At 61.1% G+C, this 24,993-nt stretch carries 24 protein-coding genes and 1 pseudogene; 11 read left to right on the forward strand and 14 right to left on the reverse strand.

The genetic code is table 11. The features are described 5' to 3' along the window. Positions 1 to 72: 72 nt before the first annotated feature. From alr to dadA, 3 genes are all read right to left on the reverse strand, one after another. Positions 73 to 1,146 (reverse strand): alanine racemase, encoded by a 1,074-nt coding sequence (alr, locus tag AD662_RS27495; protein ID WP_053190079.1) that lies wholly within the window; start codon positions 1,144 to 1,146, stop codon positions 73 to 75. A gap of 97 nt (positions 1,147 to 1,243) precedes the next feature. Beyond that, entirely contained in the window at positions 1,244 to 1,597 is a 354-nt protein-coding gene (locus AD662_RS27500) for a RidA family protein (RefSeq protein ID WP_018602587.1), read from the reverse strand. Further along, positions 1,569 to 2,873, reverse strand: a complete 1,305-nt coding sequence (dadA, locus tag AD662_RS27505) for a D-amino acid dehydrogenase (protein WP_018602584.1) — start codon at positions 2,871 to 2,873, stop codon at positions 1,569 to 1,571. Before dadA ends, AD662_RS27500 begins: the two co-directional genes overlap by 29 nt. 155 nt (positions 2,874 to 3,028) lie before the next feature. Here dadA and AD662_RS27510 point away from each other — a divergent pair, with 155 nt between their 5' ends. Further along, positions 3,029 to 3,517: an Lrp/AsnC ligand binding domain-containing protein gene (locus AD662_RS27510; RefSeq protein ID WP_003206849.1), complete on the forward strand. Its 489-nt coding sequence runs from the start codon at positions 3,029 to 3,031 to the stop codon at positions 3,515 to 3,517. Positions 3,518 to 3,598: 81 nt separating this feature from the next. Here the strand turns inward: AD662_RS27510 and AD662_RS27515 are convergent, their stop codons facing one another. Beyond that, on the reverse strand, positions 3,599 to 3,952 hold the full coding sequence (locus AD662_RS27515; protein WP_018602566.1) for a YkgJ family cysteine cluster protein: 354 nt from the start codon (positions 3,950 to 3,952) through the stop codon (positions 3,599 to 3,601). A 145-nt stretch (positions 3,953 to 4,097) separates the two neighbouring features. Between AD662_RS27515 and AD662_RS27520 the strand changes: the two genes are divergently transcribed. Then, positions 4,098 to 5,411 (forward strand): NAD(P)/FAD-dependent oxidoreductase, encoded by a 1,314-nt coding sequence (locus AD662_RS27520; protein WP_024618127.1) that lies wholly within the window; start codon positions 4,098 to 4,100, stop codon positions 5,409 to 5,411. A gap of 133 nt (positions 5,412 to 5,544) precedes the next feature. On the opposite strand, the gene AD662_RS27525 is transcribed toward AD662_RS27520, so the two are convergent. Then, a complete protein-coding gene (locus tag AD662_RS27525) occupies positions 5,545 to 5,790 on the reverse strand; it encodes a DUF1127 domain-containing protein (RefSeq protein WP_018602562.1) in 246 nt (81 codons plus the stop codon). 179 nt (positions 5,791 to 5,969) lie between these two features. Here AD662_RS27525 and AD662_RS27530 point away from each other — a divergent pair, with 179 nt between their 5' ends. Together AD662_RS27530 and AD662_RS27535 are read left to right on the forward strand one after the other, a co-directional pair. Beyond that, complete coding sequence (locus AD662_RS27530) at positions 5,970 to 7,403, forward strand: aminotransferase-like domain-containing protein (protein WP_053183003.1); 1,434 nt, start codon at positions 5,970 to 5,972, stop codon at positions 7,401 to 7,403. Between the two features lie 61 nt (positions 7,404 to 7,464). After that, the gene (locus tag AD662_RS27535) at positions 7,465 to 9,030 is read left to right on the forward strand and encodes a phospholipase D family protein (protein WP_053183007.1); all 1,566 of its coding nucleotides are present in this window, start codon (positions 7,465 to 7,467) and stop codon (positions 9,028 to 9,030) included. 155 nt (positions 9,031 to 9,185) lie between these two features. Here AD662_RS27535 and AD662_RS27540 read toward each other — a convergent pair whose 3' ends face one another. Then, positions 9,186 to 10,328: an MFS transporter gene (locus AD662_RS27540; protein WP_053190080.1), complete on the reverse strand. Its 1,143-nt coding sequence runs from the start codon at positions 10,326 to 10,328 to the stop codon at positions 9,186 to 9,188. 190 nt (positions 10,329 to 10,518) lie between these two features. Beyond that, entirely contained in the window at positions 10,519 to 12,012 is a 1,494-nt protein-coding gene (locus AD662_RS27545) for an aldehyde dehydrogenase (RefSeq protein ID WP_018602554.1), read from the reverse strand. A 235-nt stretch (positions 12,013 to 12,247) separates the two neighbouring features. Here AD662_RS27545 and AD662_RS27550 point away from each other — a divergent pair, with 235 nt between their 5' ends. Further along, positions 12,248 to 12,610: a cupin domain-containing protein gene (locus AD662_RS27550; protein WP_003206861.1), complete on the forward strand. Its 363-nt coding sequence runs from the start codon at positions 12,248 to 12,250 to the stop codon at positions 12,608 to 12,610. Positions 12,611 to 12,783: 173 nt separating this feature from the next. Here AD662_RS27550 and rpmG read toward each other — a convergent pair whose 3' ends face one another. Next, positions 12,784 to 12,939, reverse strand: a complete 156-nt coding sequence (gene rpmG, locus AD662_RS27555) for a 50S ribosomal protein L33 (RefSeq protein ID WP_003177274.1) — start codon at positions 12,937 to 12,939, stop codon at positions 12,784 to 12,786. 11 nt (positions 12,940 to 12,950) lie between these two features. Continuing rightward, entirely contained in the window at positions 12,951 to 13,184 is a 234-nt protein-coding gene (rpmB, locus tag AD662_RS27560) for a 50S ribosomal protein L28 (RefSeq protein ID WP_003177273.1), read from the reverse strand. A gap of 436 nt (positions 13,185 to 13,620) precedes the next feature. Here rpmB and AD662_RS27565 point away from each other — a divergent pair, with 436 nt between their 5' ends. Next, positions 13,621 to 15,207, forward strand: coding sequence for an ABC transporter substrate-binding protein (locus AD662_RS27565; protein WP_018602514.1), 1,587 nt, complete (start codon positions 13,621 to 13,623; stop codon positions 15,205 to 15,207). Between the two features lie 199 nt (positions 15,208 to 15,406). Here AD662_RS27565 and radC read toward each other — a convergent pair whose 3' ends face one another. Continuing rightward, positions 15,407 to 16,081: a RadC family protein gene (gene radC, locus AD662_RS27570; protein WP_018602512.1), complete on the reverse strand. Its 675-nt coding sequence runs from the start codon at positions 16,079 to 16,081 to the stop codon at positions 15,407 to 15,409. A 145-nt stretch (positions 16,082 to 16,226) separates the two neighbouring features. On the opposite strand from radC, the gene coaBC reads away from it, so the two are divergent. The 4 genes and pseudogenes from coaBC to argB all read left to right on the forward strand — a co-directional run bounded on the left by coaBC (position 16,227) and on the right by argB (position 20,484). After that, on the forward strand, positions 16,227 to 17,435 hold the full coding sequence (gene coaBC / locus AD662_RS27575) for a bifunctional phosphopantothenoylcysteine decarboxylase/phosphopantothenate--cysteine ligase CoaBC (RefSeq protein ID WP_018602509.1): 1,209 nt from the start codon (positions 16,227 to 16,229) through the stop codon (positions 17,433 to 17,435). Positions 17,436 to 17,439: 4 nt separating this feature from the next. After that, positions 17,440 to 17,895, forward strand: a complete 456-nt coding sequence (dut, locus tag AD662_RS27580; protein WP_003206867.1) for a dUTP diphosphatase — start codon at positions 17,440 to 17,442, stop codon at positions 17,893 to 17,895. Between the two features lie 252 nt (positions 17,896 to 18,147). Further along, positions 18,148 to 19,551: pseudogene (locus tag AD662_RS27585) on the forward strand (phosphomannomutase/phosphoglucomutase); the annotation flags it as partial. A 27-nt stretch (positions 19,552 to 19,578) separates the two neighbouring features. Further along, the gene (argB, locus tag AD662_RS27590; RefSeq protein ID WP_003206871.1) at positions 19,579 to 20,484 is read left to right on the forward strand and encodes an acetylglutamate kinase; all 906 of its coding nucleotides are present in this window, start codon (positions 19,579 to 19,581) and stop codon (positions 20,482 to 20,484) included. Positions 20,485 to 20,679: 195 nt separating this feature from the next. Here the strand turns inward: argB and pyrE are convergent, their stop codons facing one another. Beyond that, a complete protein-coding gene (gene pyrE / locus AD662_RS27595) occupies positions 20,680 to 21,324 on the reverse strand; it encodes an orotate phosphoribosyltransferase (RefSeq protein WP_003206873.1) in 645 nt (214 codons plus the stop codon). 83 nt (positions 21,325 to 21,407) lie between these two features. On the opposite strand from pyrE, the gene AD662_RS27600 reads away from it, so the two are divergent. Further along, positions 21,408 to 22,187 carry an exodeoxyribonuclease III gene (locus AD662_RS27600; protein ID WP_013694557.1) on the forward strand — a complete coding sequence of 260 codons (780 nt, stop codon included), beginning with the start codon at positions 21,408 to 21,410 and terminating at the stop codon, positions 22,185 to 22,187. Between the two features lie 93 nt (positions 22,188 to 22,280). Here AD662_RS27600 and gltS read toward each other — a convergent pair whose 3' ends face one another. The 3 genes from gltS to rph form a co-directional block, all read right to left on the reverse strand. Further along, positions 22,281 to 23,489, reverse strand: a complete 1,209-nt coding sequence (gene gltS / locus AD662_RS27605; RefSeq protein WP_053190081.1) for a sodium/glutamate symporter — start codon at positions 23,487 to 23,489, stop codon at positions 22,281 to 22,283. 362 nt (positions 23,490 to 23,851) lie between these two features. Further along, on the reverse strand, positions 23,852 to 24,220 hold the full coding sequence (locus AD662_RS27610) for a DUF4870 domain-containing protein (protein ID WP_013694558.1): 369 nt from the start codon (positions 24,218 to 24,220) through the stop codon (positions 23,852 to 23,854). A 31-nt stretch (positions 24,221 to 24,251) separates the two neighbouring features. Next, entirely contained in the window at positions 24,252 to 24,974 is a 723-nt protein-coding gene (gene rph / locus AD662_RS27615; RefSeq protein WP_003177262.1) for a ribonuclease PH, read from the reverse strand. Positions 24,975 to 24,993: the final 19 nt, after the last annotated feature.

Below are 24,993 nucleotides of genomic sequence, written 5' to 3' on the forward strand. Positions count from 1 at the left end.
GCGTTCAGTATTTACAACACTTTGACCCGAATCCTGTGCGGTGAAGCGACTTTCGGTAGCTGGCGCCGCGCGTCAATGCCCGGAATAGAGCCGTGGCACCCGTCGCAGGTTGCAGAAAATCTGATAGGGGATCATGTCGGCGGCCTTGGCAACATCGCTGGCCAGGATGTTCTTGCCCCACAACTCCACGGTCGAGCCGAGCCCGGCCAGGGGGACGTCGGTCAAGTCGACACAGAGCATGTCCATCGACACCCGTCCGACCAGTTGGCTGTGCTGCCCATCCACCAGCACCGGTGTACCGGTGGGCGCCTGGCGTGGGTAGCCGTCGGCATACCCCATGGCGACCACGCCGACCCGGGTCGGTTGCGTGGTCACGAAGCGGGCGCCATAGCCCACCGGCTCTCCAGCGGGCAATTCGCGCACGCTGATGATCTTCGACTCCAGGGTCATCACCGGTTGCAGGCGCGAGGCGACGGCGTTGGGTTCGTCAAAGGGCGTGGCCCCGTAGAGCATGATGCCCGGGCGCACCCAGTCGCTGGGTATCTGCGGCCAGCCCAGCACAGCCGGTGAGTTGCGCAGGCTGATCTGCGCCACCAGGCCCTGGCGGGCCTTGTCGAATATCGCCAGCTGCTCAGTGCTGCTGGGATCGTGCAGTTCATCGGCACGGGCGAAGTGGCTCATCAAGACAATCTTCGCCACCTTGCCGCTGGCGAGCAGGCGACGGTAGGCCGCCTGGTAATCCGCCGGATGCAGGCCGACCCGGTGCATGCCGGAATCGAGCTTGAGCCAGACCGTGATCGGCTGGCTCAGCGCGGCTTTTTCAATCGCTTCGAGCTGCCACAACGAATGCACCACGCACCAGAAATCGTGCTCGACGATCAACGGCAGCTCACTGGCCTCGAAAAAACCCTCCAGCAGCAGGATCGGTCCGCGGATCCCACCGGCCCGCAGTTCCAGGGCTTCTTCGATGCAGGCCACCGCGAACCCGTCAGCCGTGTCCTGCAGCGCCTCGGCGCAACGCACCGCTCCATGCCCGTAGGCGTCGGCCTTGATCACCGCAAGGGCCTTGGCCCCCGTGACTTCGCGGGCCAATTGGTAGTTGTGACGCAGGGCTTGCAGATCGATCAGGGCACGGGCAGGACGCATGGCGGCAGGCTTCTAGGCGGTCATGAATAAAAAACCGGTGCTGGCTGACAGCATGAACCACCAACAGCACCGGGAGAGGGATCGTTTGGGCCGGTATTTAAGGCAACGCGGCCACGACGGACAGCTCCACCAGAATCTCCGGTTCGCACAGCTTGGCTTCCACCGTGGCACGGGCCGGGGCGACGCCCTTGGGCAACCATTTGTCCCAGACGGCGTTCATGCCTTCGAAGTGGGCGTCGATGTCTTTCAGGTAAATCGTCACCGACAGCAAACGATTCTTGTCGGTCCCGGCCAGGTCCAGCAAGCGCTCGATATTGGCCAGACTTTCGCGGGTCTGCTGTTCGATACCGGCGTTCATGTCGTCGCCGACCTGCCCGGCCAGGTAAACGGTGCCGTTGTGCACGACAACCTGGCTCATGCGGTCATTGGTGAGCTGGCGCTGGATTGACATGTTTTGCAGACTCCTGGTGTTTGCTGCCATAACGGGAAATATCGAGGCCTTCGGCGCTGATCTGCGGCTTTTTCTTCGCCATCAGGTCGGCCAACAGGCGACCGGAACCACAAGCCATGGTCCATCCGAGGGTGCCATGGCCGGTGTTCAGGAACAGATTCTTGAAGGGCGTGGCCCCCACGATTGGCGTGCCATCCGGGGTGGTCGGGCGCAAGCCGGTCCAGAAACTGGCCTGGGCCAGGTCGCCGCCCTGAGGATAAAGGTCGTTGACGATCATCTCCAGGGTTTCGCGCCGGCGCGGGTTGAGGGACAGGTCAAAACCGGCGATTTCCGCCATGCCGCCCACCCGAATGCGGTTGTCGAACCGGGTGATCGCGACCTTGTAGGTTTCGTCGAGAATGGTCGAAGTCGGCGCCATCGCCGGGTTGGTGATCGGCACGGTCAGGGAGTAGCCCTTGAGCGGATACACCGGTGCACGGATCCCGAGGGGCTTGAGCAGTTGCGGCGAATAGCTGCCCAGGGCGAGGACGTAGCGGTCGGCGGTTTCCAGCTTGCCGTCGATCCAGACGCCGTTGATGCGATCACCGGCGAAGTCCAGGCGCTGGATATCCTGGCCGAAGCGGAATTGCACACCGAGCTTCTCGGCCATTTCCGCCAGGCGCGCGGTAAACATCTGACAGTCGCCGGTCTGGTCGTTGGGCAGGCGCAGGGCGCCGGCCAGGATGTCGGTGACATTCGCCAGGGCCGGTTCAACCCGGGCAATGCCCTCGCGGTCGAGTACTTCGAACGGCACACCCGACTCTTTCAGCACGGCGATGTCTTTTGCCGCGCCATCGAGCTGGGCCTGGGTGCGGAACAGCTGGGTGGTCCCCAGGCTACGGCCCTCGTAGGCTATGCCGGTTTCGGCGCGCAGCTCGTCGAGGCAGTCACGGCTGTACTCGGACAGGCGCACCATGCGCTCCTTGTTGATGGCATAGCGGCTGGCGGTGCAGTTGCGCAGCATCTGTGCCATCCACAGGTATTGGTCAATGTCGGCAGTGGCCTTGATCGCCAGCGGCGCGTGGCGCTGCAGCAGCCACTTGATGGCCTTGAGCGGTACGCCCGGTGCGGCCCACGGCGAGGCATAACCCGGCGACACCTGGCCGGCGTTGGCGAAACTGGTTTCCATGGCTGGCGCCGGCTGACGGTCGACCACCACCACTTCAAACCCGGCACGGGCCAGATAATAAGCACTGACGGTGCCGATGACGCCGCTACCCAAGACCAGAACGCGCATGTTGATGCCCTCATCGCGGATAACCGCTGACGTTTGTTGTACATAGCTTTGATGGTCGCAGTGTAAAAAAGATCAGCCAGTGCTTTTCACTATATAAACGCCTATATTTGGCGAGAATTCTCGGCAAAAACCCTTTTCACGGAGGCGCATCACCTGTGCGTACCAACACCCAGACCAAACGTGAGCTGGACAAGATCGACCGCAATATCCTGCGCATTCTCCAGGCGGACGGACGCATCTCCTTCACCGAGCTGGGGGAAAAGGTCGGCCTCTCCACCACGCCCTGCACCGAGCGGGTACGGCGCCTGGAGCGCGAAGGCATCATCATGGGCTACAACGCCCGGCTCAATCCGCAGCACTTGAAGGGTAGCCTGCTGGTGTTTGTCGAGATCAGCCTCGACTACAAATCCGGCGACACGTTCGAAGAGTTCCGACGCGCCGTGCTGAAACTGCCTCACGTGCTGGAATGTCACCTGGTGTCAGGAGACTTCGACTATCTGGTGAAAGCACGGATTTCCGAGATGGCTTCGTACCGCAAGCTGCTGGGGGACATCCTGCTCAAACTGCCCCATGTGCGCGAATCCAAGAGCTACATCGTGATGGAAGAGGTGAAGGAGAGCTTGAACCTGCCGATTCCGGATTGAGCCTGGCTCAAGGCAATGGTTGTCTGGACGGACGCTTTCGCGAGCAAGCTCGCGAAGGCCGCGACTCGGTATCCCTGCCTGCTAGACCAACACCTGGCGAGTGCTGGCCATGTATTCATGAATCTGCTTCTCGACCCGCGGATGAATCAGTTCCACCGGTCGCCGGCCATTGGGACAAGGCAAGGTCGCGGTGGTGCCGAACAGCCGGCAGATCAGCGGGCGCTCGTCGTAGACGGTGCAACCGTTGGGCCCCAGGTGCACGCAGTCGAGTGCGTCCATGGCCGCGTCCTGTTCAGCGCGGGTCTTGCGGGGCAAGCGGGCCATTTCCTCCGGCGAGGTGGTCACCGGACCACAGCAGTCATGGCAGCCCGGTACGCACTCGAACGAGGGAATCTGCTGGCGTAGCGTGCGGATTTTTTGACTGTTGCAGCTCATCGAGGCGGTTACCGAAGGAGACGGTCCAGGATTCTGCCTTAAAAGCCTCGCACCAGACAGCGCCAGCCGACCGGTGTTGCCCAGTAAGGAATCGCCAGCTTATGCTCCGTAAAATTTCTCAAACACAAAAATCAGGATTACGCACATGAACGCCCGTGTTCAGCAACCTGTCCCGAGCCACGCGCACGCCGCCTCTTATTACGCCGCCAGCAGCCTGCCGCAACCGGACCATCCGCTGCTGCAGGGTGAATTGCTGGCGGATGTCTGCGTGGTCGGCGGCGGGTTCTCCGGGTTGAACACGGCGATCGAACTGGCCGAGCGCGGCATGAGCGTGGTGCTGCTGGAAGCGCACCGGATCGGCTGGGGCGCCAGCGGGCGCAACGGCGGCCAATTGATTCGTGGCGTCGGCCATGGCCTCGATCAGTTTGCGCCGATCATCGGTGCCGACGGCGTACGCCAGATGAAGCTCATGGGCCTTGAGGCCGTGGAAATCGTCCGACAGCGCGTCGAGCGTTTCCAGATTCCGTGCGACCTCACCTGGGGTTACTGCGACCTCGCCAACAAGCCCAGCGACCTGGAAGGCTTCGCCGAAGACGCCGAAGAACTGCGCAGCCTGGGTTATCGCCACCCGACCCGACTGCTGCAAGCCAACGAAATGCACAGCGTCGTGGGTTCGGATCGTTACGTCGGCGGGTTGATCGACATGGGCTCGGGGCATCTGCATCCGCTGAACCTGGCCCTGGGCGAAGCCGCCGCCGCGCAGCAACTGGGTGTCAGGCTGTTCGAGCAATCGGCGGTCACACGTATCGACTACGGTCCTGAAGTGAGGGTGCACACCCAGCAGGGCTCAGTCCGCGCCAAGACGCTGGTGCTGGGCTGCAACGCTTACCTCAATGGACTCAATCCGCAACTGGGCGGCAAAGTGCTGCCCGCTGGCAGCTACATCATCGCCACCGAACCCTTGAGCCAGGCCCAGGCACAGGCGCTGTTGCCACAGAACATGGCGGTCTGCGATCAACGCGTGGCGCTGGACTACTACCGGCTTTCAGCGGATCGACGCTTGCTGTTTGGTGGGGCCTGTCACTATTCCGGCCGCGACCCACAGGACATCGGCGCGTACATGCGGCCGAAGATGCTCAAGGTTTTCCCGCAATTGGCGGATGTGAAAATCGATTATCAATGGGGCGGGATGATTGGCATCGGTGCCAACCGTTTGCCGCAGATCGGCCGGCTCAAGGACCAACCTAATGTGTATTACGCCCAGGCCTATTCCGGCCATGGGGTGAATGCCACGCACCTGGCCGGCAAATTGTTGGCCGAAGCGATCAGCGGGCAGCACAGCAGCGGCTTCGATCTGTTCGCCCAGGTCCCGCACATGACCTTCCCTGGCGGCAAGCACCTGCGCTCACCACTGTTGGCGCTGGGGATGTTGTGGCATCGGCTGAAAGAGTTGGTCTAAAGAACTTCAGCACTACGGATGACGCTATCGCGGGCAAGCCTTGCTCCCACAGATCAATTTCAAATCTGTGGGAGCAAGCAAATCTGTGGGAGCAAGGCTTGCCCGCGATAGCAATCTCAGGACCCACACCGCTTCAAAGCCGCCAGAACGGCTTCAAGCCCTCCTCCCGCGCCTGCTCCCGACTCAGCCCGATGTCACGCAACTGTTCGGGTGTAAGTTCCAGCAAGGCTTGGCGTGTATGCAGACGATGCCAGAACAGGGCCCAACGGCTCAGGCCGGATGGCGGCTTGCGCAACATCGCACTACGCAGCCCCCTCTCCTGCCCTGCCGCCAGTTCCTGACTGTGTAACGTCAGCCGCACATCGCTCAAGCCGTTCATTTTGATCGCTCCTGTTTACTTGGGTAGCCAGAGGTTTCATGATGCGCGGACGGTCAAAAGCAATACAGATTCAACTCATTTTTTTTATAAGCATACAGATTCGGTATTTCCAGCACTGAATTGTCATTTTCCACCCCAACTGTATCGGTTGCAGTGGGCCATCTCATCGGGAGCGCACCATGACCCTCTACGTGAACCTCGCCGAATTGCTCGGTACCCGCATCGAACAGGGCTTCTACCGCCCCGGCGACCGGCTGCCGTCAGTGCGGGCATTGAGCACGGAACATGGGGTCAGCTTGAGTACGGTGCAGCAGGCCTATCGCGTGCTGGAAGACAGTGGGCTGGCGATGCCGAGACCCAAGTCCGGCTATTTCGTCCCCGTGGGCCGCGAACTGCCGGACCTGCCGGTGGTAGGCCGTCCGGCCCAGCGCCCAGTGGATATTTCCCAGTGGGACCAGGTGCTGGAGCTGATCCGCGCCGTGCCGCGCCCGGACGTGGTGCAACTGGGACGCGGCATGCCGGATATCAATTCGCCGACCATGAAACCGCTGCTGCGCAGCCTGGCGCAGATCAGCCGTCGACAAGACATGCCCGGCCTGTATTACGACAACATCTACGGCAACCTCGCGCTACGTGAACAGATCGCCCGGCTGTCGCTGGACTCCGGCTGCCAGCTGGGGCCCAACGATTTGATCGTCACCACTGGTTGCCATGAGGCCCTGTCGGTCAGCATCCGCGCCACCTGCGAACAAGGCGATATCGTCGCGGTGGACTCACCCAGTTTTCACGGGGCCATGCAAACCCTCAAGGGCCTGGGCATGAAGGCTTTGGAGATCCCCACCGACCCGCTCACCGGCATCAGCCTGGATGCCCTGGAACTGGCGCTGGAGCAATGGCCGATCAAGGCCATACAGTTGACCCCCAGCTGCAATAACCCGCTGGGCTACATCATGCCCGACGCTAATAAACGCGCGCTGCTGACCCTGGCACAGCGCTTCGACGTGGCGATCATCGAAGATGATGTGTATGGCGAGTTGGCCTACACCTACCCTCGCCCGCGCACCATCAAGTCCTTCGATGAAGACGGCCGCGTCCTGCTCTGCAGTTCTTTTTCCAAGACCCTGGCGCCAGGCCTGCGCATTGGCTGGGTCGCGCCGGGCCGGTATCTGGAGCGAGCGCTGCACATGAAATACATCAGCACCGGCTCCACCGCGCCACAACCGCAGATCGCCATTGCCGAATTTCTCAAGGGTGGGCATTTCGAACCCCATTTGCGCCGGATGCGTACGCAATACCAGCGCAATCGCGACATGATGATCGATTGGGTCAGCCGTTATTTTCCACCGGGTACCCGGGCCAGTCGCCCGCGGGGCAGCTTCATGCTGTGGGTCGAATTGCCCGACGGTTTCGACACGCTGAAGCTCAATCGGGTCCTGCTCGACCAAGGCGTGCAGGTCGCCGTCGGCAGCATTTTTTCGGCATCGGGCAAGTACCGCAACTGCCTGCGGATGAACTACGCTGCCAAGCCAACGGCCCAGATCGAAGAGGCTGTACGCAAGGTAGGAACCGCCGCTATCGCGTTGTTGAACGAAACCCAGCGCGACGTCGTCTGAACTTTACCCAGGGAAGCAGCACCCAACAGCCGATCAACGTGAACAAGCGGAACGATCCTACGTGAGATCCAGACCGATCCTGACTGCTCTGCTGCTAGTCGCCTCGCTGCTGAGCGGCTGCGCCAGTCTTGATGTCACCCGCGAGCCCTCCCAGGCCTTACCGGCCGCCGAATCTTCGTTCGGCCGCTCGGTCCAGGCCCAGGCTGCCACCCATGAAGGGCGCTCGGGCTTTCGGCTGCTGTCGGACAGCACCGACGCGTTCATCGCCCGGGCCGAGTTGATTCGTCACGCCCAAGGCAGCCTGGATTTGCAGTACTACATCGTCCACGACGGCATCAGCACGCGGATGCTGGTGGATGAATTGCTCAAGGCCGCCGACCGGGGCGTGCGCGTGCGCATCCTGCTGGACGACACCACCAGCGATGGCCTCGATCAGATCATCGCGACCCTCGCCGCTCATCCGCAGATCCAGATTCGCCTGTTCAACCCACTGCACCTGGGACGCGCCACCGGCGTGACCCGCAGCCTCGGGCGCCTGCTCAACCTGTCACAGCAACACCGCCGCATGCACAACAAGTTGTGGCTGGCGGACAACAGCATGGCCATCGTCGGCGGCCGCAACCTGGGCGACGAGTATTTCGACGCCGAACCCAACCTGAACTTCACCGACATCGACCTGCTCGGTGTCGGCCCGGTGGCCGAACAATTGGGGCACAGCTTCGACCAATACTGGAACAGCGCCCTGAGCAAACCCATCGAACAGTTCCTGTCCCATCGCCCCACGTCCGAGGACCTGGCCAATAGTCGCCTGCGCCTGCAAGAGTCCCTGGAGCAGACCCAACAGGAGAATCAAGCGCTCTACCAGCAGTTGACCGCCTACAAGACCCAACCGCGCCTGGACACTTGGCGTGACCAGTTGATCTGGGCGTGGAACAAGGCGCTGTGGGACGCGCCCAGCAAAGTGCTGGCCAAGGACGAGCCGGATCCGCAGCTATTGCTGACGACCCAACTGGCGCCGGAACTGACGGGGGTCAGCAAAGAACTGATCATGATTTCCGCCTACTTCGTCCCCGGTCAGCCAGGTTTGGTGTACCTGACCAGTCGCGCCGATGCCGGCGTGTCGGTGAGCCTGCTGACCAACTCCCTGGAAGCCACCGACGTGCCCGCCGTGCATGGCGGCTATGCGCCGTACCGCAAGGCTCTGCTGCAACACGGCGTACGTCTGTTCGAGCTGCGACGCCAACCGGGCGACACCGGCAGCAGCCCTCACCTGTTCTACAGTAAATCCTACGGCCAATCGGACTCCAGCCTGCACAGCAAGGCGATCATCTTCGACCAGCAGAAATCGTTCATCGGCTCGTTCAATTTCGACCCGCGCTCGGTCCTGTGGAACACCGAAGTCGGCGTGCTGGTGGACAGCCCTGAACTCGCCGGCCAAGTGCGCGATCTGGCCTTGCAGGGCATGGCGCCAGCCCTGAGCTATCAGGCCAGGCTGGAGGATGGAACGCTAGTATGGACCACCGAAGACAACGGCCAGACGCACGACCTGGACCGCGAACCGGGCAGCTGGTGGCGCCGGTTCAATGCTTGGTTCAGCACGACGATCGGGCTGGAGCGGATGCTTTAGGGGGCGACCGCGTTCATGACAACCCGCTTGTGGAGGCAGACCGCTTTTGTGGCGAGGGAGCTTGCTCCCGCTGGACTGCGAAGCGGTCCCGGCTTTTGCGGTTGCTGCGCAACCGAGCGGGAGCAAGCTCCCTCGCCACAGGGGTTTCGGGGTTTTCAAGCGGGTTCTGTTGCCCCGAACGCCCCTTGGCGCAACAGCAGGATCACCAGGCCAAACGCCCCTGCCGCCATGAACAAAGGCAGCGCATGCCCGCTGATCCACTGGCTGCCCGCTCCCGCCGCCAGCGGGCCGACCAGGCAACCAAGGCCCCACAGTTGCGCGACATGGGCGTTGGCCCGCACCAGCGCATCGTCGCGGTAACGCTCGCCGATCAGGATCAGCGACAAGGTGAACAAACCGCCGGCACTGGCGCCGAACAGCACCCACAGCGGCCAGATCAACAGGGTATCGATCAACAGCGGAACCGCCAGGCTCGATAACGTCAGCGCCACCGCACAGCCCGTCAACAGGGCCCGGCGAGACACGCGATCGGCCAGGGCACCGATGGGCAACTGCAACAGGGCATCACCGACCACCACGGTGCTGACCATCGCCAGCGCGATGTCGGCGGTGAAGCCCTGGCGCAGGCAATACACCGGCAGCAACGTGAGGATCATGGCCTCGAACGCGGCGAACAACGAGACCGCCCAGGCAATCGCCGGCAAGCCTCGGCAAAACGTCCACAAATCGCCAAACGTAACGCTGCCGGCCTCGCTGCTCGGCGCACCGCTACGGCCCAGCAACAGCAAGGGTGCGACCAACAGCAGGCCGACGCCCACCCAGAACCCGTAGTCATGATCGGTCCCCAGTGCGCCCAGCAGCAGCGGACCGGACAACTGGCTCAGGGCATAGCTGCTGCCGTACAGCGCCACCAGTCGCCCACGCCATTTCTCAATGACCAGTTGATTGATCCAGCTTTCACCCAGAATGAACACCAGGGTCAGGACCACGCCAATCACCAGGCGCAGCAGCAACCAGACCGAATAGCTCGGCAGCAGCGCCAGCAGGCCGATGGACACCGCGCCGCCCCACAGGCACAGACGCATCAACGCCGCCGTGCCAAACCGCGCCGCCAGCCGGCTGGACACCTTGGCCCCGAGCAATACCCCCACGGCCGGCATGGCGGCCATCACACCAATGGCGAACGAGCCATAGCCCCAGCCCTCCAGGCGCAGCGACACCAGCGGCATGCTCACGCCCAAGGCCAGGCCGACGCTCAGGACAGACGCCAACACGGCGAAATAGGTCGCCCAACGCATTTCCACGCTCCTGTGGAGGGTTATCAATCTCAGCCATCCCCCAAAACACTGTGGGAGCGAGCTTGCTCGCGATAGCGGCGCAACATTCAACAAAGTCGTCGACTGTCATACCGCTATCGCGAGCAAGCTCGCTCCCACAGGGGGGATCAGCGCTGTTTGAAGCCCCGGACAGGATCCGGGGCCATCATCCTCAGAGCTTGATCCAGGTCGACTTCAGCTCGGTGTATTTGTCGAACGCATGCAGCGACTTGTCGCGACCGTTGCCCGACTGCTTGAAGCCACCGAACGGCGCGGTCATGTCGCCGCCGTCGTACTGGTTGACCCAGACGCTGCCGGCACGCAAGGCCTTGGCGGTCAGGTGGGCCTTGGAGATGTCCTTGGTCCATACCGCAGCGGCCAGGCCGTACGGTGTGTCGTTGGCAATCTCGATGGCCTGCTCGGCAGTGTCGAAGGCAATGACCGACAACACCGGGCCGAAAATCTCTTCCTGAGCGATTTTCATCGCGTTGCTCACGCCATCGAAAATCGTCGGCTCGACGTATGTACCGCCCGTTTCCTCAAGGATGCGCTTGCCGCCGGCCACCAGTTTGGCGCCGTCGCTGTGCCCGGCCTCGATGTAGGACAGCACGGTGTTCATCTGCTGGGTATCGACCAGGGCGCCGACATTGGTGGCCGGGTCCAGGGGGTTGCCAGGCTTCCAACCCTTGAGGGCTTCGATCACCAGTGGCAGGAAGGTGTCCTTGATGGAACGCTCCACCAACAGCCGCGAGCCGGCGGTGCAGACTTCGCCCTGGTTGAAGGCGATGGCGCTGGCGGCGGATTCGGCGGCAGCTTGCAGGTCCGGGGCATCGGCGAACACGATGTTCGGGCTCTTGCCGCCGGCCTCCAGCCAGATGCGCTTCATGTTCGATTCGCCGGAGTAAATCATCAGTTGCTTGGCGATCTTGGTAGAGCCGGTGAACACCAGCGTATCGACGTCCATATGCAGGGCCAAAGCCTTGCCGACGGTGTGGCCGTAGCCTGGCAGCACGTTCAGCACGCCTTTCGGAATGCCGGCCTCGATCGCCAGTGCGGCGATGCGGATAGCGGTCAACGGGGATTTTTCCGACGGTTTTAGCACCACCGAGTTACCGGTGGACAGCGCCGGGCCTAGCTTCCAGCAGGCCATCATCAACGGGAAGTTCCAAGGCACGATAGCGCCCACGACCCCCACCGGCTCACGGGTTACCAGACCCAACTGGTCGTGCGGCGTGGCCGCCACTTCGTCGTAGAGCTTGTCGATGGCTTCGCCGCTCCAGCTCAAGGCTTGGGCCGCGCCGGGAACGTCGATGTTCAGGGAATCACTGATTGGCTTGCCCATGTCCAGGGTTTCGAGCAGGGCCAGCTCTTCGGCATGCTGCTTGAGCAGGCCGGCGAAACGAATCATGGTGGCTTTGCGCTTGCTCGGTGCCAGGCGCGACCAGACGCCGGAATGGAACGTGGCACGGGCGTTTTCGACCGCACGCTGGGCGTCGGCGACGTCACAGCTGGCGATCTTGCCCAACAGACGGCCATCAACCGGGCTGAGGCAATCGAAGGTTTCGCCGGACACCGCATCGGTGTACTCGCCATTGATGAAGGCGCGGCCTTCGATCTTCAGGTCGCGGGCGCGTTGTTCCCAATCGGCACGAGTCAGGGTGGTCATGCGTGTGTCCTCCTCTTATTGAGTACGAACGCCGCGCGGTGCGCAGCGCTTCAAAAGAATTCTGCCCGGCCAGCCTGCTTTCGGCGCTCTTTTCGGCATAGGGCACCCGCCACCCTAAACCAGCGGCTGGTCATGTTTCAATATATTTGACACAACGCTGGCAAACGGCCTTGCGATGTTCGTTTTAATAAACATAGACTCGAGGCCTTCCAAGCGATCACTGGGGATCACCCGCATGAGCATTCAGGACATCGTCGATTTCAGCCAGGCCAATACCACCGCCGAACGTTATCGCCCGGACCCGGCCAAGGTGTTCAAGGGCGATCCCGAGCAAACCGTGTTCAACCACTACAGCAGCCCCTGTGGGCAAATGAACGCGGGCGTATGGGAAGGCGCCGTCGGCCAGTGGACGGTCAATTACACCGAGCATGAGTATTGCGAGATCGTCCAGGGCGTTTCCGTGCTGCGGGACGACGATGGCAATGCCAAGACCCTGCGAGCCGGCGACCGTTTCGTGATTCCAGCGGGGTTCAAGGGTACTTGGGAAGTGCTGGAGCCGTGCCGCAAGATTTACGTGGTGTTCGAGCAGAAGGCTTGAGGATTTGTGCGGCCTGGGCCGGCCTCATCGCGAGCAAGCTCGCTCCCACAGGGATCTGAGGCGTCATAAGGTCCAGTGTGGGAGCGAGCTTGCTCGCGATGAGGTCCTGACAGGCAACAAAAAAGGCCCGTATCTCGCGATACGGGCCTTTTTCGTAAGAAGGGAAAAATCAATTACTTGATTTTGCCTTCCTTGTAGATCACGTGCTTGCGAACAACCGGATCATATTTCTTGATCTCGATTTTGTCCGGGGTAGTACGCTTGTTCTTGTCGGTAGTGTAGAAGTGACCAGTACCGGCGCTCGAGATCAAACGAATCAATTCACGCATGATTAGCTCCCTTAAACCTTGCCATCGCGACGAAGTTCGGCCAGCACGACACTGATGCCACGCTTGTCGATGATGCGCATGCCCTTGGCAGATACGCGCAGACGCACAAAACGTTTCTCTTCTTCAACCCAGAAGCGGTGATGCTGCAGGTTCGGCAGGAAACGACGACGGGTTTTGTTGTTTGCGTGGGAAATGTTATTCCCAGTCACCGGACCCTTACCGGTAACTTGACAGACTCTCGACATGCCTCAGCCCTCTAAAACCACATGCCCAACCCGGCATGGGTTGGCCGCTTAATCTCTCAGTCATTTGGCGCCAGGCGCCGCGTTTCTTTAAGGGTCTTACCGGCTACACCTACAGTGAAGGAACCGGGCCCCTAGAAAAGAGCGCTGCTTTATACCAGAAAGACCACAGTGCAACAACAGCCGATGTGATTTGTCTTCGTAGGATATCCTCGACCAACCGCCCCGAGCGGCGGGGGCAGAGGCTGGCGCAGCCCCTTACCGCTCGTCGCTGCACGCAGGTTTTTTTCACTTGCGCCGGGTTTTGGCCATCGATACGTCGCCGCAGAGTGCCGGAAAATGCAAAAAGGGGATAGTCATTTAGCAGCGAGCCCACTAGGGTAGGCCTTTTCCAGACTGCACTCGCAGATGGGCCTTCGACTTGCACAGGAAACCGACCATGCGCCTCGCTGCCCTACCATTGTTGCTCGCCCCTCTGCTGATCACCCCGCAGGCCTTGGCCGCCGCCCTGAGCGTCTGCACCGAAGCCAGCCCGGAAGGGTTCGATGTCGTCCAGTACAACTCCCTGACGACCACCAACGCCTCCGCCGACGTGCTGATGAACCGCCTGGTGGACTTCGACACCGCCAGCGGCAAAGTGGTCCCCAGCCTGGCCGAGCGCTGGGAAGTCTCCACCGATGGCCTGGCCTACGTGTTCAAGCTGCGGCCACAGGTCAAGTTCCACCGCACCGACTACTTCACACCGCGCCGCGACCTGACCGCCGAGGACGTGAAGTTCAGCTTCGAGCGCATGCTCGACCCGGCGAACCCCTGGCACAAGGTGGCGCAAAGCGGCTTCCCCCACGCCCAATCCATGCAATTGCCGGCGCTGATCAAGAAAGTCGACGCACTGGACCCGCTGACCGTGCGCTTCACCCTCGATCACGCCGACTCGACCTTCCTGGCGACGTTGAGCATGGGCTTTGCCTCCATTTATTCGGCCGAATACGCCGATCAGCTGATGCAGGCCGGCACGCCGGAAAAACTCAACAGCCAACCGGTCGGCACCGGCCCGTTCATTTTCAGCCGGTTCCAGAAGGACGCCTCGATTCGCTACAAGGCCAACGACGCCTACTTCGGCGGCAAGCCCCAAGTGGATCCGCTGGTCTTCGCCATCACGCCGGACGCCAACGTACGATTGCAGAAACTGCGCCGCAACGAATGCCAGATCGCCCTGTCGCCCAAGCCGCTGGACGTACAAGCCGCCAAGCAAGAACCCACGCTGAAGGTCGAGCAGACCGACGCCTTCATGACCGCGTTCGTGGCGATCAACAGCCAGCATCCGCCACTGGACAAGCCTGAGGTGCGCCAAGCCATCAACCTGGCCTTCGACAAGCCCAGCTACCTCAAGACCGTCTTCGAAGGCACCGCCGAAGCCGCCAACGGCCCTTATCCACCGAACACCTGGAGCTATGCCAAGCACTTGCCGGGCTACGCCCATGACCCGGCCAAGGCCCGTGACCTGCTGGCCAAGGCCGGCTTGAAGGAAGGCTTCAAGACCACCATCTGGACTCGCCCCTCCGGCAGCCTGCTCAATCCCAACCCGAGCCTTGGCGCGCAGTTGCTGCAATCGGACCTGGCGGAAATCGGCATCCAGGCGGAAATCCGCGTGATCGAATGGGGCGAACTGATCCGGCGCGCCAAGGCCGGCGAACATGACCTGCTGTTCATGGGGTGGGCCGGCGACAACGGCGACCCGGACAACTTCCTCACGCCACAATTTTCCTGCGCGGCGGTCAAGTCCGGCACCAACTTCGCCCGCTACTGCAACCCCGACCTGGACAAACTGATCAGCGCCGGCAAAACCACCGGCGAACAAGGCGTGCGTGCCAAGCTCTACGAGCAGGCCCAGGCCCAGATCCAGCAACAAGCCTTGTGGCTGCCCCTGGCGCACCCGACCGCCTTCGCGCTCACCCGCAAGGATGTGCAGGGTTATGCGGTGAGCCCGTTTGGGCGCCAGGATTACTCCAAGGTCAACCTCAAGTAACCCCGGCCCCACAGCGCCCCTCCTGTGGGAGCCTGTGGAGCTGAGGAGCTGAGGAGCTGAGGAGCTGAGGAGCTGAGGAGTCTGTGGGAGCAAAGCTTGCTCGCGATAGCGGTTTTACAGCCAACAGAAGTGTTGTATGTGACGACGGCATCGCGAGCAAGCTTTGCTCCCACAAGGGATTACTCAAGCCTGATCGTGCCTACATCCACCCACTCTCCGCCATCGACAACGGCTCCCCATCGCCAACGATGAAATGGTCGAGCACCCGCACATCGATCAACTCCAGCGCCTCCTGAAGCCGCTCAGTGAGCACCCGGTCGGCCTGGCTGGGCTCGGTGTTGCCGGAGGGGTGGTTGTGGCACAGGATCAGCGCAGCGGCGTTGTGGGCCAGGGCCCTCTTGACCACCTGCCGGGGATGGACACTGGCGCTGTCGATAGAGCCCCGAAACAGCGCCTCGAAGGTCAGCACCTGGTGCTTGGAATTGAGAAACAGGCAACCGAACACCTCGTGGGGTTCGTGGCGCAGCATCGATTTCAGGTACTCACGCACCGCGAACGGGCTTTCCAGCGACGTTTTTTCCCGTGCCCGCTCAGCCAAATGCCGACGGCTCATTTCCTGAACCGCTTGCAGCTGGGCAAACTTCGCCGGCCCGAGCCCCATATGATTACTGAATGTGATCTGATCGGCTTCAAGCAGCGCGCGCAGGCTGCCAAATTGAATCAATAGTTGTCGCGCCAGATCCACCGCGCTTTTGCCCGACACGCCGGTTCGTAAAAAAATCGCCAGCAGCTCGGCGTCCGAAAGACTCCCAGCCCCCAGCGCCAATAACCTCTCCCGCGGCCGCTCGGCGGCGGGCCAATCGCGAATACTCATGGCATCTCCCTGATTGTGGGCGCCGCTGTTCCGTAGCGGTCGCTGTGATATCGTAGCCCATCTTTTTTGCAGGCGATTTGCACCCTGGCAGGCTGCTGCCAAGGGGTTCGCCCTGCACTGACCACTGAAATCGAAAGGCAGGCCTATGCAGCGGCTGTATCGGAAACGCATCGTTCTGGGCGTCGGCGGCGGCATTGCCGCCTACAAGAGCGCCGAGCTGGTTCGCAGGCTTATCGACCAGGGCGCGGAAGTTCGGGTCGTCATGACCCGCGGTGGCAGCGAGTTCATTACTCCGCTGACCATGCAAGCCCTGTCCGGGCACCCGGTCCACCTGGACTTGCTCGACCCGGCGGCCGAAGCCGCCATGGGTCATATCGAACTGGCCAAGTGGGCCGACCTGGTGCTGATCGCCCCGGCCACGGCCGACCTGATCGCCCGCTTGGCCCAAGGCATCGCCGACGACCTGCTGACCACCCTGGTGCTCGCCACCGACGCAGTGGTCGCCGTGGCGCCGGCCATGAACCAGGCCATGTGGCGCGACCCGGCCACCCAGGCCAACCTGCAACTGCTGGAAAGCCGCGCCCTGAAAGTCTTCGGCCCGGCCTCTGGCAGCCAGGCCTGCGGCGATGTCGGCATGGGCCGCATGCTCGAAGCCACCGACCTGGCCCAGTGCGCCGCCGACTGCTTCCAGCGCCAGGTCCTGACCGGCAAGCACGTGCTGATCACCGCCGGACCGACCCAGGAAAACATCGACCCGGTGCGCTACATCACCAACCACAGCTCCGGGAAAATGGGCTTCGCCCTGGCCGAAGCTGCCGTGGAAGCCGGCGCCCGGGTGACGCTGATCACCGGTCCCGTGCACTTGCCGACCCCGGACCGGGTCACGCGCATCGACGTGGTCAGCGCCCGGGACATGCTCGCGGCCTGCGAAGCGGCCATCCCGTGTGACCTGTTCATCGCCTCGGCGGCAGTGGCGGACTACCGCCCCGAAGTCGTTGCCCCGCAAAAATTGAAGAAAGACCCTACAAGCGGCGACGGCCTGCTACTGCAAATGGTGCGCAACCCGGACATCCTGGCCAGCATCGCCACCCGCCCCGACCGCCCGTTCAGTGTCGGCTTTGCCGCCGAGACCGAACACCTGCTCGATTACGCCGCCCGCAAGCTCAAGGACAAGAACCTCGACTTGATCGTCGCCAACGACGTGGCCAACCCGAGCATCGGCTTCAACAGCGAAGAAAACGCCTGCAGCGTGATCGACCGCCAGTTGCACGCCACACTTTTCGCCCAGACCAGCAAGAGCAAGATTGCCCGCCAGCTGATCACTTTTATCGCCGAACGTCTGAACCAGGTTTAATGTCATGCACGCCCTACAAGCCAAGATCCTCGACCCACGCATCGGCAACGAATTCCCGCTGCCGCAATACGCCACACCGGGCTCCGCCGGCCTCGACCTGCGGGCGATGCTCAAGCAGGACACGATCCTGGAACCGGGCCAGACCCTGCTGATTCCTACCGGCCTGTCGGTGTACATCGGCGATCCGGGCCTGGCCGCGCTGATCCTGCCGCGCTCGGGCCTGGGCCACAAGCACGGCATCGTGCTGGGCAACCTGGTGGGCCTGATCGACTCCGACTACCAGGGCGAACTGATGGTGTCGTGCTGGAACCGCGGCCAAACGGCCTTCAACATTGCCGTGGGCGAACGCATCGCGCAGTTGGTGCTGGTGCCGGTGGTCCAGGCCCACTTCGAACTGGTCGAAGAATTCGACGAAAGCCAGCGCGGCGCGGGTGGTTTCGGGCACTCCGGCAGCCATTGACCGGTGGTTTACAGGCCGGGCGTCCTGCCCGGCTCGTTTGTGAAGCTTGTGTTTCAGGACAAAAAATGCGCAATGGCTTTCTGCTAGGTTTCCCACCCGGAATCAATGTATTAGGCGAGCGAGGCCGGGGTAACGCTATCTCATGGCACTTTCCCACCACGAACTCTCTGTCAAAAACGCCGTCATACCCTTCAGCTTGAGCCTGCCGACGCTAACCGTCGGCCTGTCCAGTCACTTTCCTGATAGAGCGCCCCGCCCATGAACACCCCAGCCGCAATCGCCCCGATCTTCCCTGACAGCATCTTCCGCGCCTACGACATCCGTGGCGTGGTACCGGAAACCCTCACCGCCGAAACCGCCTACTGGATCGGCCGCGCCATCGGCTCCCAAAGCCTGGCCCAGGGCGAACCGAATGTGAGCGTCGGCCGTGATGGCCGCTTGTCGGGCCCCGAGCTGGTCGAACAACTGATCAAAGGCGTTGCCGACAGTGGCTGCCACGTCAGCGACGTGGGCCTGGTGCCGACCCCGGCGCTGTACTACGCCGCCAACGTGTTGGCCGGCAAGTCCGGGGTGATGCTCACCGGCAGCCACAACCCATCGAACTACAACGGCTTCAAGATCGTCATCGCCGGCGACACCCTCGCCAACGAGCAGATCCAGGCCCTGCATACCCGCCTCAAGACCAACGACCTGAGCAGCGGCCAGGGCAGCGTGACCAAGGTCGATATCCTTCCTCGCTACAACGACGAGATCGTCAAGGACGTGAAACTCGCCCGGCGCCTGAAAGTCGTGGTCGATTGCGGCAACGGCGCGGCTGGCGTGATCGCCCCGCAACTGATCGAAGCCCTGAACTGCGAAGTCATCCCACTGTTTTGCGACGTGGACGGCAACTTCCCTAACCACCACCCGGACCCGGGCAAGCTGGAAAACCTCGAAGACCTGATCGCCAAGGTCAAGGAAACCAACGCCGACCTGGGCCTGGCCTTCGACGGCGACGGCGACCGCGTGGGCGTGGTGACCAATACCGGTAGCGTGGTGTTCCCGGACCGCCTGCTGATGCTGTTTGCCAAGGACGTGGTGGCGCGCAACCCGGATGCCGAGATCATTTTCGACGTCAAATGCACCCGTCGCCTGGTGCCGCTGATCAAGGAATATGGCGGTCGTCCATTGATGTGGAAAACTGGTCATTCGTTGATCAAGAAGAAAATGAAACAGAGCGGCGCCCTGCTGGCCGGCGAAATGAGCGGCCACATCTTCTTCAAGGAACGCTGGTTCGGTTTTGACGACGGCATCTACAGCGCCGCGCGCCTGCTGGAAATCCTCAGCAAGGAGAAATCCACGGCCGAAGAGCTGTTCGCAACCTTCCCGAACGATATTTCTACGCCAGAAATCAATATCCATGTGACCGAAGAGAGCAAATTCAGCATCATTGATGCACTGCACGACGCTCAATGGGGCGAAGGCGCCGAACTGACCACCATCGATGGTGTGCGGGTCGACTATCCCCACGGCTGGGGCCTGGTTCGCGCATCCAACACCACACCGGTGCTGGTACTGCGTTTCGAGGCCGACAACGAGGCTGAACTGCAGCGCATCAAGGATGTGTTCCACACCCAACTCAAACGTGTTGCACCTGATCTCCAACTACCGTTTTGATTTTTTGAAGCACTACCGGAGCCCTGAATGACCCTCGAACGCGAAGCCGCCGCCAACACCGCCAAGGTCCTGTCCGAAGCGTTGCCTTATATCCGACGCTACGTCGGCAAGACCCTGGTGATCAAATACGGCGGCAACGCGATGGAAAGCGAGGAGCTCAAGACCGGCTTCGCCCGCGACATCGTGCTGATGAAGGCCGTGGGCATCAACCCAGTGGTCGTACACGGTGGTGGCCCGCAAATCGGTGACCTGCTCAAGCGCCTGTCGATCGAAAGCCACTTCATCGATGGCATGCGCGTGACCGACGCGCAGACCATGGATGTGGTGGAGATGGTCCTGGGCGGCCAGGTCAACAAGGACATCGTCAACCTGATCAACCGTCATGGCGGCAGCGCCATCGGCCTGACAGGCAAGGACGCCGAGCTGATCCGGGCGAAGAAACTCACCGTCACCCGCCAGACACCGGAGATGACCCAGCCGGAAATCATCGACATCGGTCATGTGGGCGAAGTGGTCGGCATCAACACCGACCTGCTGAACCTGCTGGTCAAGGGCGACTTCATCCCGGTCATCGCGCCCATCGGCGTGGGCGCCAACGGTGAGTCGTACAACATCAACGCCGACCTGGTGGCGGGCAAGGTTGCCGAAGCACTGAAAGCCGAAAAGCTGATGCTGCTGACCAACATCGCCGGCCTGATGGACAAATCGGGCAAAGTCCTGACCGGACTGTCGACCCAGCAGGTCGATGACCTGATCGCCGACGGCACCATCTACGGCGGCATGCTGCCGAAGATTCGTTGCGCACTGGAAGCGGTACAGGGCGGCGTCGGCAGCTCGCTGATCATCGACGGCCGGGTACCGAATGCGATCCTGCTGGAGATCTTCACCGACACCGGCGTGGGTACGTTGATCAGCAATCGCAAGCGTCCTTAAGCGATACCGGTAAAAAAAGACCCCGCTCAACCTGGTTGAGCGGGGTCTTTTTTTACACCTCTTTTCCAGATGATGCTTTTGTGGCGAGGGAGCTTGCTCCCGCTCGGTCGCGCAGCGACCGCAAAAATGTTGGGGCCGCTGCGCAGCCCAGCGGGAGCAAGCTCCCTCGCCACAAGATCAAAATCAGCGGGCTTCTTAGACGCCGAACTGCGCCCGATAAGCCTCAACCGCCGGCAAATGCTGCTTGAGCTGCGGATCGTCGGCCAAAAACTCCAGCACCTGGTTCAGCGAGACAATGCTGATCACCGGAATACCGAAGTCGCGCTCCACTTCCTGGATCGCCGACAGCTCACCGTTGCCGCGCTCCTGACGGTTCAGGGCAATCAGCACGCCAGCGGCCTTGGCGCCTTCCTGGGAACCGATGATCTGCATCACTTCACGAATGGCAGTACCGGCAGTGATGACGTCGTCGATGATCAACACGTCGCCGGTCAGCGGTGCACCCACCAGGCTGCCGCCTTCGCCGTGGGCCTTGGCTTCCTTGCGGTTGAAGCACCAAGGCAGGTCGCGGCCGTGGTGTTCGGCCAGGGCGACGGCAGTGGTGGCGGCCAGCGGGATGCCTTTGTAGGCCGGGCCGAACAGCACATCGAACGGGATACCGCTCTCAACGATGGCCGCCGCATAGAAACGACCCAGTTGCGCCAGGGCGGAACCAGTGTTGAACAGGCCGGCATTGAAGAAGTACGGGCTGGTGCGCCCGGACTTGAGGGTGAACTCACCGAAGCGCAAAACGCCGCGATCGATGGCAAAGCGAATGAAATCGCGCTGATACGCCTGCATGAAAAAAAGCCTCAAATACCGCGGATTTAGCTAAATAGGTACACGCCGTGTATCATACACGCACGTGATTTTTGGGGCCATTTATGCGGATCATCAGTGTGAACGTCAATGGTATTCAGGCTGCAGTGGAGCGAGGTTTGCTCAGTTGGCTGCAAGCACAGAATGCCGACGTCATCTGCCTGCAGGACACCCGCGCCTCCGCCTTTGAACTGGACGATGCAGCCTTCCAACTGGACGGTTACTTCCTTTATGCCTGCGATGCCGAAGTCCCCGCCCAGGGTGGCGTGGCTTTGTACTCGCGGCTGCAACCGAAGGCTGTCATCAACGGTCTCGGTTTCGAGACGGCGGACCGCTACGGGCGCTACCTGCAAGCCGATTTCGACAAGGTCAGCATCGCGACCTTACTGCTTCCTTCGGGGCAGAACGGCGATGAAGATTTGAATCAGAAATTCAAGTTGATGGACGACTTCGCCCGCTATCTGGATAAACAGCGGCGCAAACGTCGCGAGTACATCTATTGTGGCTCGCTGTACGTGGCGCAACAGAAGCTGGATATCAAGAACTGGCGCGACAGCCAACAATCTCCTGGTTTCCTGGCGCCGGAGCGGGCCTGGATGGACGAGATCATTGGCAACATGGGTTATGTCGACGCCCTGCGCGAAGTCAGCCGTGAAGGCGACCAGTACAGCTGGTGGCCGGACAACGAACAGGCCGAGATGCTCAACCTTGGCTGGCGCTTCGACTACCAGTTGCTGACACCTGGGCTGCGCCGCTTCGTACGCAGCGCCCGCCTGCCGCGCCAGCCACGGTTCTCGCAGCATGCGCCGCTGATCGTGGATTACGACTGGACGCTGACCATCTAAGCGTATCGACGACCGCCTCAAGCCGGCCGAACAAAAAATGCCCGTATCGCAAGATACGGGCATTTTTTATGGCGAACGCTACTGCGCGGAACCTCAAGCCGTGGCAAAAAACGGCAGGGCAAGGTACAACTTGATGACGATGACGTTAATGATATCGATGAAGAACGCCCCCACCATCGGCACCACCAGAAACGCTATCTGCGAAGGTCCGTAGCGCTGCGTCACTGCCTGCATGTTGGCGATGGCCGTCGGCGTGGCACCCAATCCAAAACCGCAATGCCCTGCCGCCAAGACGGCTGCATCGTAATGACTGCCCATGAGCCTGAACGTCACGAAAATCGCAAACAACGCCATGACCAATGTCTGGGCCACCAGAATGATGAAGATCGGTAGGGCCAGTGACGCCAGGTCCCACAATTTGAGTGACATCAAGGCGATCGCCAGGAACAGTGACAGGCTGACATTGCCAAGTACGGACACTTCTCGCTCAAAGACCTGATACAAGCCGAGTGCCGAAAGTCCATTACGCAGGACCACCCCCACGAACAAGACACAAACGAATGTCGGCAACTCGAATGCGGTGTCGTGGAGCTGCCCATTCAAGAGCGTACCGACCAACAGGCTGACCGCAATCAGCGCCAGCGTCTCGATAAACGAAAACGGTGTAATCGAGCGCTCTTTGTTCGGCTGTTCGAAGCCCTTGGGTATCCGGGGCTTTTCTGATTCAAGGCCGCCGGGTGACTGGACACGCTTGATGAGCAGGCGCGCAACCGGTCCACCGATCAAGCCACCCAACACCAAACCAAACGTCGCGGAAGCCATCGCAAGTTCGGAGGCGGAAGCCAGACCGTACTTCTCACTGAACACCGTCCCCCACGCCGCGCCGGTACCGTGACCGCCCGCCAAGCTGATCGAGCCAGTCAGCAACCCCATTAACGGATCGAGCCCCAGCGCTTTTGCGAGCCCGATGCCCATGGCATTCTGGACCACCAACAGGCCGACGACCGCCAGCAGGAAAATCCCAACTATGCGCCCGCCTTTCTTCAGGCTCGCGAAGTCTGCGCTCAGGCCAATCGTGGCAAAAAATGCCAGCATCAACGGGGTCTGCAATGAAGTATCAAATCGAACTTCAACTTCAAGCCCCCGCAAAGCCAGGAGCACCAGGGCAACTACCAGCCCGCCCGCTACAGGCTCAGGGATATTGTAGGCGCGTAGAAAACCAACACGTGTAACAAGTCCGCGCCCCAGCAAAAGCACTAGAGAGGCGGCGACAAGTGTTCCATAGAAATCGAGCTGAAACATGAGTGTTTATTCTTTGAACATATATTCAGGGGCGAACTTTTTACCTGGACACGCCTCTTGAACAGGTTGATTGTCTCAACACTGATTGGCTTTGAATTCAAGGACCTTCAATGGTCCGAATATATCGAAATATTTCGGATGGAATATAACTTGGCGCAACTCTATCAATCGAAGCGTCTTATTGCCAAGCATAGAGACCACACTAAAACTGTGCAGTTGTGACTAGAAGTGTAAGAGCGGTATAAGCGCACAATAACGCTCTACGCAATGAGATACCGTACATAAAGAGAAACATTTATGGCTTCAAAAAAGACAATGCCCCGATAAACCGGGGCATTGTTCTTGAATCGCAGCGCTGATCGTTATTTGACCAAGCGCCAGGTAAACGGATACCGATACGGCTGCCCTTCATTGGCCTTCACGCCACCAATGATCGTCAGCACCAGCGCACCGATGGCCACCAGGCCAAACAGGAAGAAGCCGATCACCACGACCATCAGCAGCAAGCTGATCGCCGAGGCAATCGCCACGGTGATCTGGAAGTTCAGCGCTTCCTTGCCCTGGGCATCAATGAACGGGTCGGACTCACGCTTGAGCTGCCAGAGCACCAACGGCCCGATCAGCGTACCGAACGGAATCCAGATCCCCAACAAGGCGGACAGGTGACAAAACATTGCCCATTGACGCGCCTCTTTGCTCGGCTGGGGCAGCAGGATTTGCTCATCACTCATGACGCTCTCCTTGTCTTGAAGCGGGAATCGATCAGTCAGCCAAGGCGGCCTTTTGCAGTTCGAAGATCTCGTTCATGCCTTTCTTCGCCAACTCCAGCATAGCGTTCAATTCTTCCGGCTGGAACGGTGCGCCCTCGGCAGTGCCCTGGACTTCGATGAAACCGCCGGCACTGGTCATGACCACGTTCAGGTCAGTCTCGGCAGCGGAGTCTTCCAGGTAATCCAGGTCCAGCACCGGCTCGCCCTGGTACATGCCCACGGACACAGCGGCGATCATTTGCTTGAGCGGGTCGCCGCCCTTGAGGCCGCCGCGCTTCTTGATCACTTTCAAGGCATCGACCAGGGCGACCATGGCCCCAGTGATGGAGGCAGTACGGGTACCGCCGTCGGCCTGGATCACGTCGCAATCGACATACAGCGTCACATCGCCCAACTTGGACATGTCCAGAGCAGCACGCAGCGAACGGCCGATCAGGCGTTGGATTTCCAGGGTACGGCCGCCCTGCTTGCCACGGCTGGCCTCACGCTGGTTCCGCTCACCGGTGGCACGCGGCAGCATGCCGTATTCGGCTGTCAGCCAGCCTTGGCCCTGGCCCTTGAGGAACCGTGGCACGCCGTTTTCGACACTGACAGTGCAGATGACTTTGGTATCACCGAATTCGACCAGTACAGATCCCTCGGCGTGTTTGGTGTAGTTGCGGGTAATGCGGATCGAGCGAAGCTGATCGGCAGCGCGACCACTTGGACGTTTCATAGGGAATACCTGTACGGAG

The organism is Pseudomonas kilonensis (genome assembly GCF_001269885.1).
GTDB classification, from domain to species: domain Bacteria; phylum Pseudomonadota; class Gammaproteobacteria; order Pseudomonadales; family Pseudomonadaceae; genus Aquipseudomonas; species Aquipseudomonas kilonensis.

What these genes read in the sequence shown, in the direction of transcription:
- alr (WP_053190079.1), bottom strand. Translation starts at nt 1,146, where the DNA reads ATGCGTCCTGCCCGTGCCCTGATCGATCTGCAAGCCCTGCGTCACAAC.
- AD662_RS27500 (WP_018602587.1), bottom strand. Translation starts at nt 1,597, where the DNA reads ATGTCAATCCAGCGCCAGCTCACCAATGACCGCATGAGCCAGGTTGTC.
- dadA (WP_018602584.1), bottom strand. Translation starts at nt 2,873, where the DNA reads ATGCGCGTTCTGGTCTTGGGTAGCGGCGTCATCGGCACCGTCAGTGCT.
- AD662_RS27515 (WP_018602566.1), bottom strand. Translation starts at nt 3,952, where the DNA reads ATGAGCTGCAACAGTCAAAAAATCCGCACGCTACGCCAGCAGATTCCC.
- AD662_RS27520 (WP_024618127.1), top strand. Translation starts at nt 4,098, where the DNA reads ATGAACGCCCGTGTTCAGCAACCTGTCCCGAGCCACGCGCACGCCGCC.
- AD662_RS27525 (WP_018602562.1), bottom strand. Translation starts at nt 5,790, where the DNA reads ATGAACGGCTTGAGCGATGTGCGGCTGACGTTACACAGTCAGGAACTG.
- AD662_RS27530 (WP_053183003.1), top strand. Translation starts at nt 5,970, where the DNA reads ATGACCCTCTACGTGAACCTCGCCGAATTGCTCGGTACCCGCATCGAA.
- AD662_RS27540 (WP_053190080.1), bottom strand. Translation starts at nt 10,328, where the DNA reads ATGCGTTGGGCGACCTATTTCGCCGTGTTGGCGTCTGTCCTGAGCGTC.
- AD662_RS27545 (WP_018602554.1), bottom strand. Translation starts at nt 12,012, where the DNA reads ATGACCACCCTGACTCGTGCCGATTGGGAACAACGCGCCCGCGACCTG.
- AD662_RS27550 (WP_003206861.1), top strand. Translation starts at nt 12,248, where the DNA reads ATGAGCATTCAGGACATCGTCGATTTCAGCCAGGCCAATACCACCGCC.
- rpmG (WP_003177274.1), bottom strand. Translation starts at nt 12,939, where the DNA reads ATGCGTGAATTGATTCGTTTGATCTCGAGCGCCGGTACTGGTCACTTC.
- rpmB (WP_003177273.1), bottom strand. Translation starts at nt 13,184, where the DNA reads ATGTCGAGAGTCTGTCAAGTTACCGGTAAGGGTCCGGTGACTGGGAAT.
- AD662_RS27565 (WP_018602514.1), top strand. Translation starts at nt 13,621, where the DNA reads ATGCGCCTCGCTGCCCTACCATTGTTGCTCGCCCCTCTGCTGATCACC.
- radC (WP_018602512.1), bottom strand. Translation starts at nt 16,081, where the DNA reads ATGAGTATTCGCGATTGGCCCGCCGCCGAGCGGCCGCGGGAGAGGTTA.
- coaBC (WP_018602509.1), top strand. Translation starts at nt 16,227, where the DNA reads ATGCAGCGGCTGTATCGGAAACGCATCGTTCTGGGCGTCGGCGGCGGC.
- dut (WP_003206867.1), top strand. Translation starts at nt 17,440, where the DNA reads ATGCACGCCCTACAAGCCAAGATCCTCGACCCACGCATCGGCAACGAA.
- argB (WP_003206871.1), top strand. Translation starts at nt 19,579, where the DNA reads ATGACCCTCGAACGCGAAGCCGCCGCCAACACCGCCAAGGTCCTGTCC.
- pyrE (WP_003206873.1), bottom strand. Translation starts at nt 21,324, where the DNA reads ATGCAGGCGTATCAGCGCGATTTCATTCGCTTTGCCATCGATCGCGGC.
- AD662_RS27600 (WP_013694557.1), top strand. Translation starts at nt 21,408, where the DNA reads ATGCGGATCATCAGTGTGAACGTCAATGGTATTCAGGCTGCAGTGGAG.
- gltS (WP_053190081.1), bottom strand. Translation starts at nt 23,489, where the DNA reads ATGTTTCAGCTCGATTTCTATGGAACACTTGTCGCCGCCTCTCTAGTG.
- AD662_RS27610 (WP_013694558.1), bottom strand. Translation starts at nt 24,220, where the DNA reads ATGAGTGATGAGCAAATCCTGCTGCCCCAGCCGAGCAAAGAGGCGCGT.
- rph (WP_003177262.1), bottom strand. Translation starts at nt 24,974, where the DNA reads ATGAAACGTCCAAGTGGTCGCGCTGCCGATCAGCTTCGCTCGATCCGC.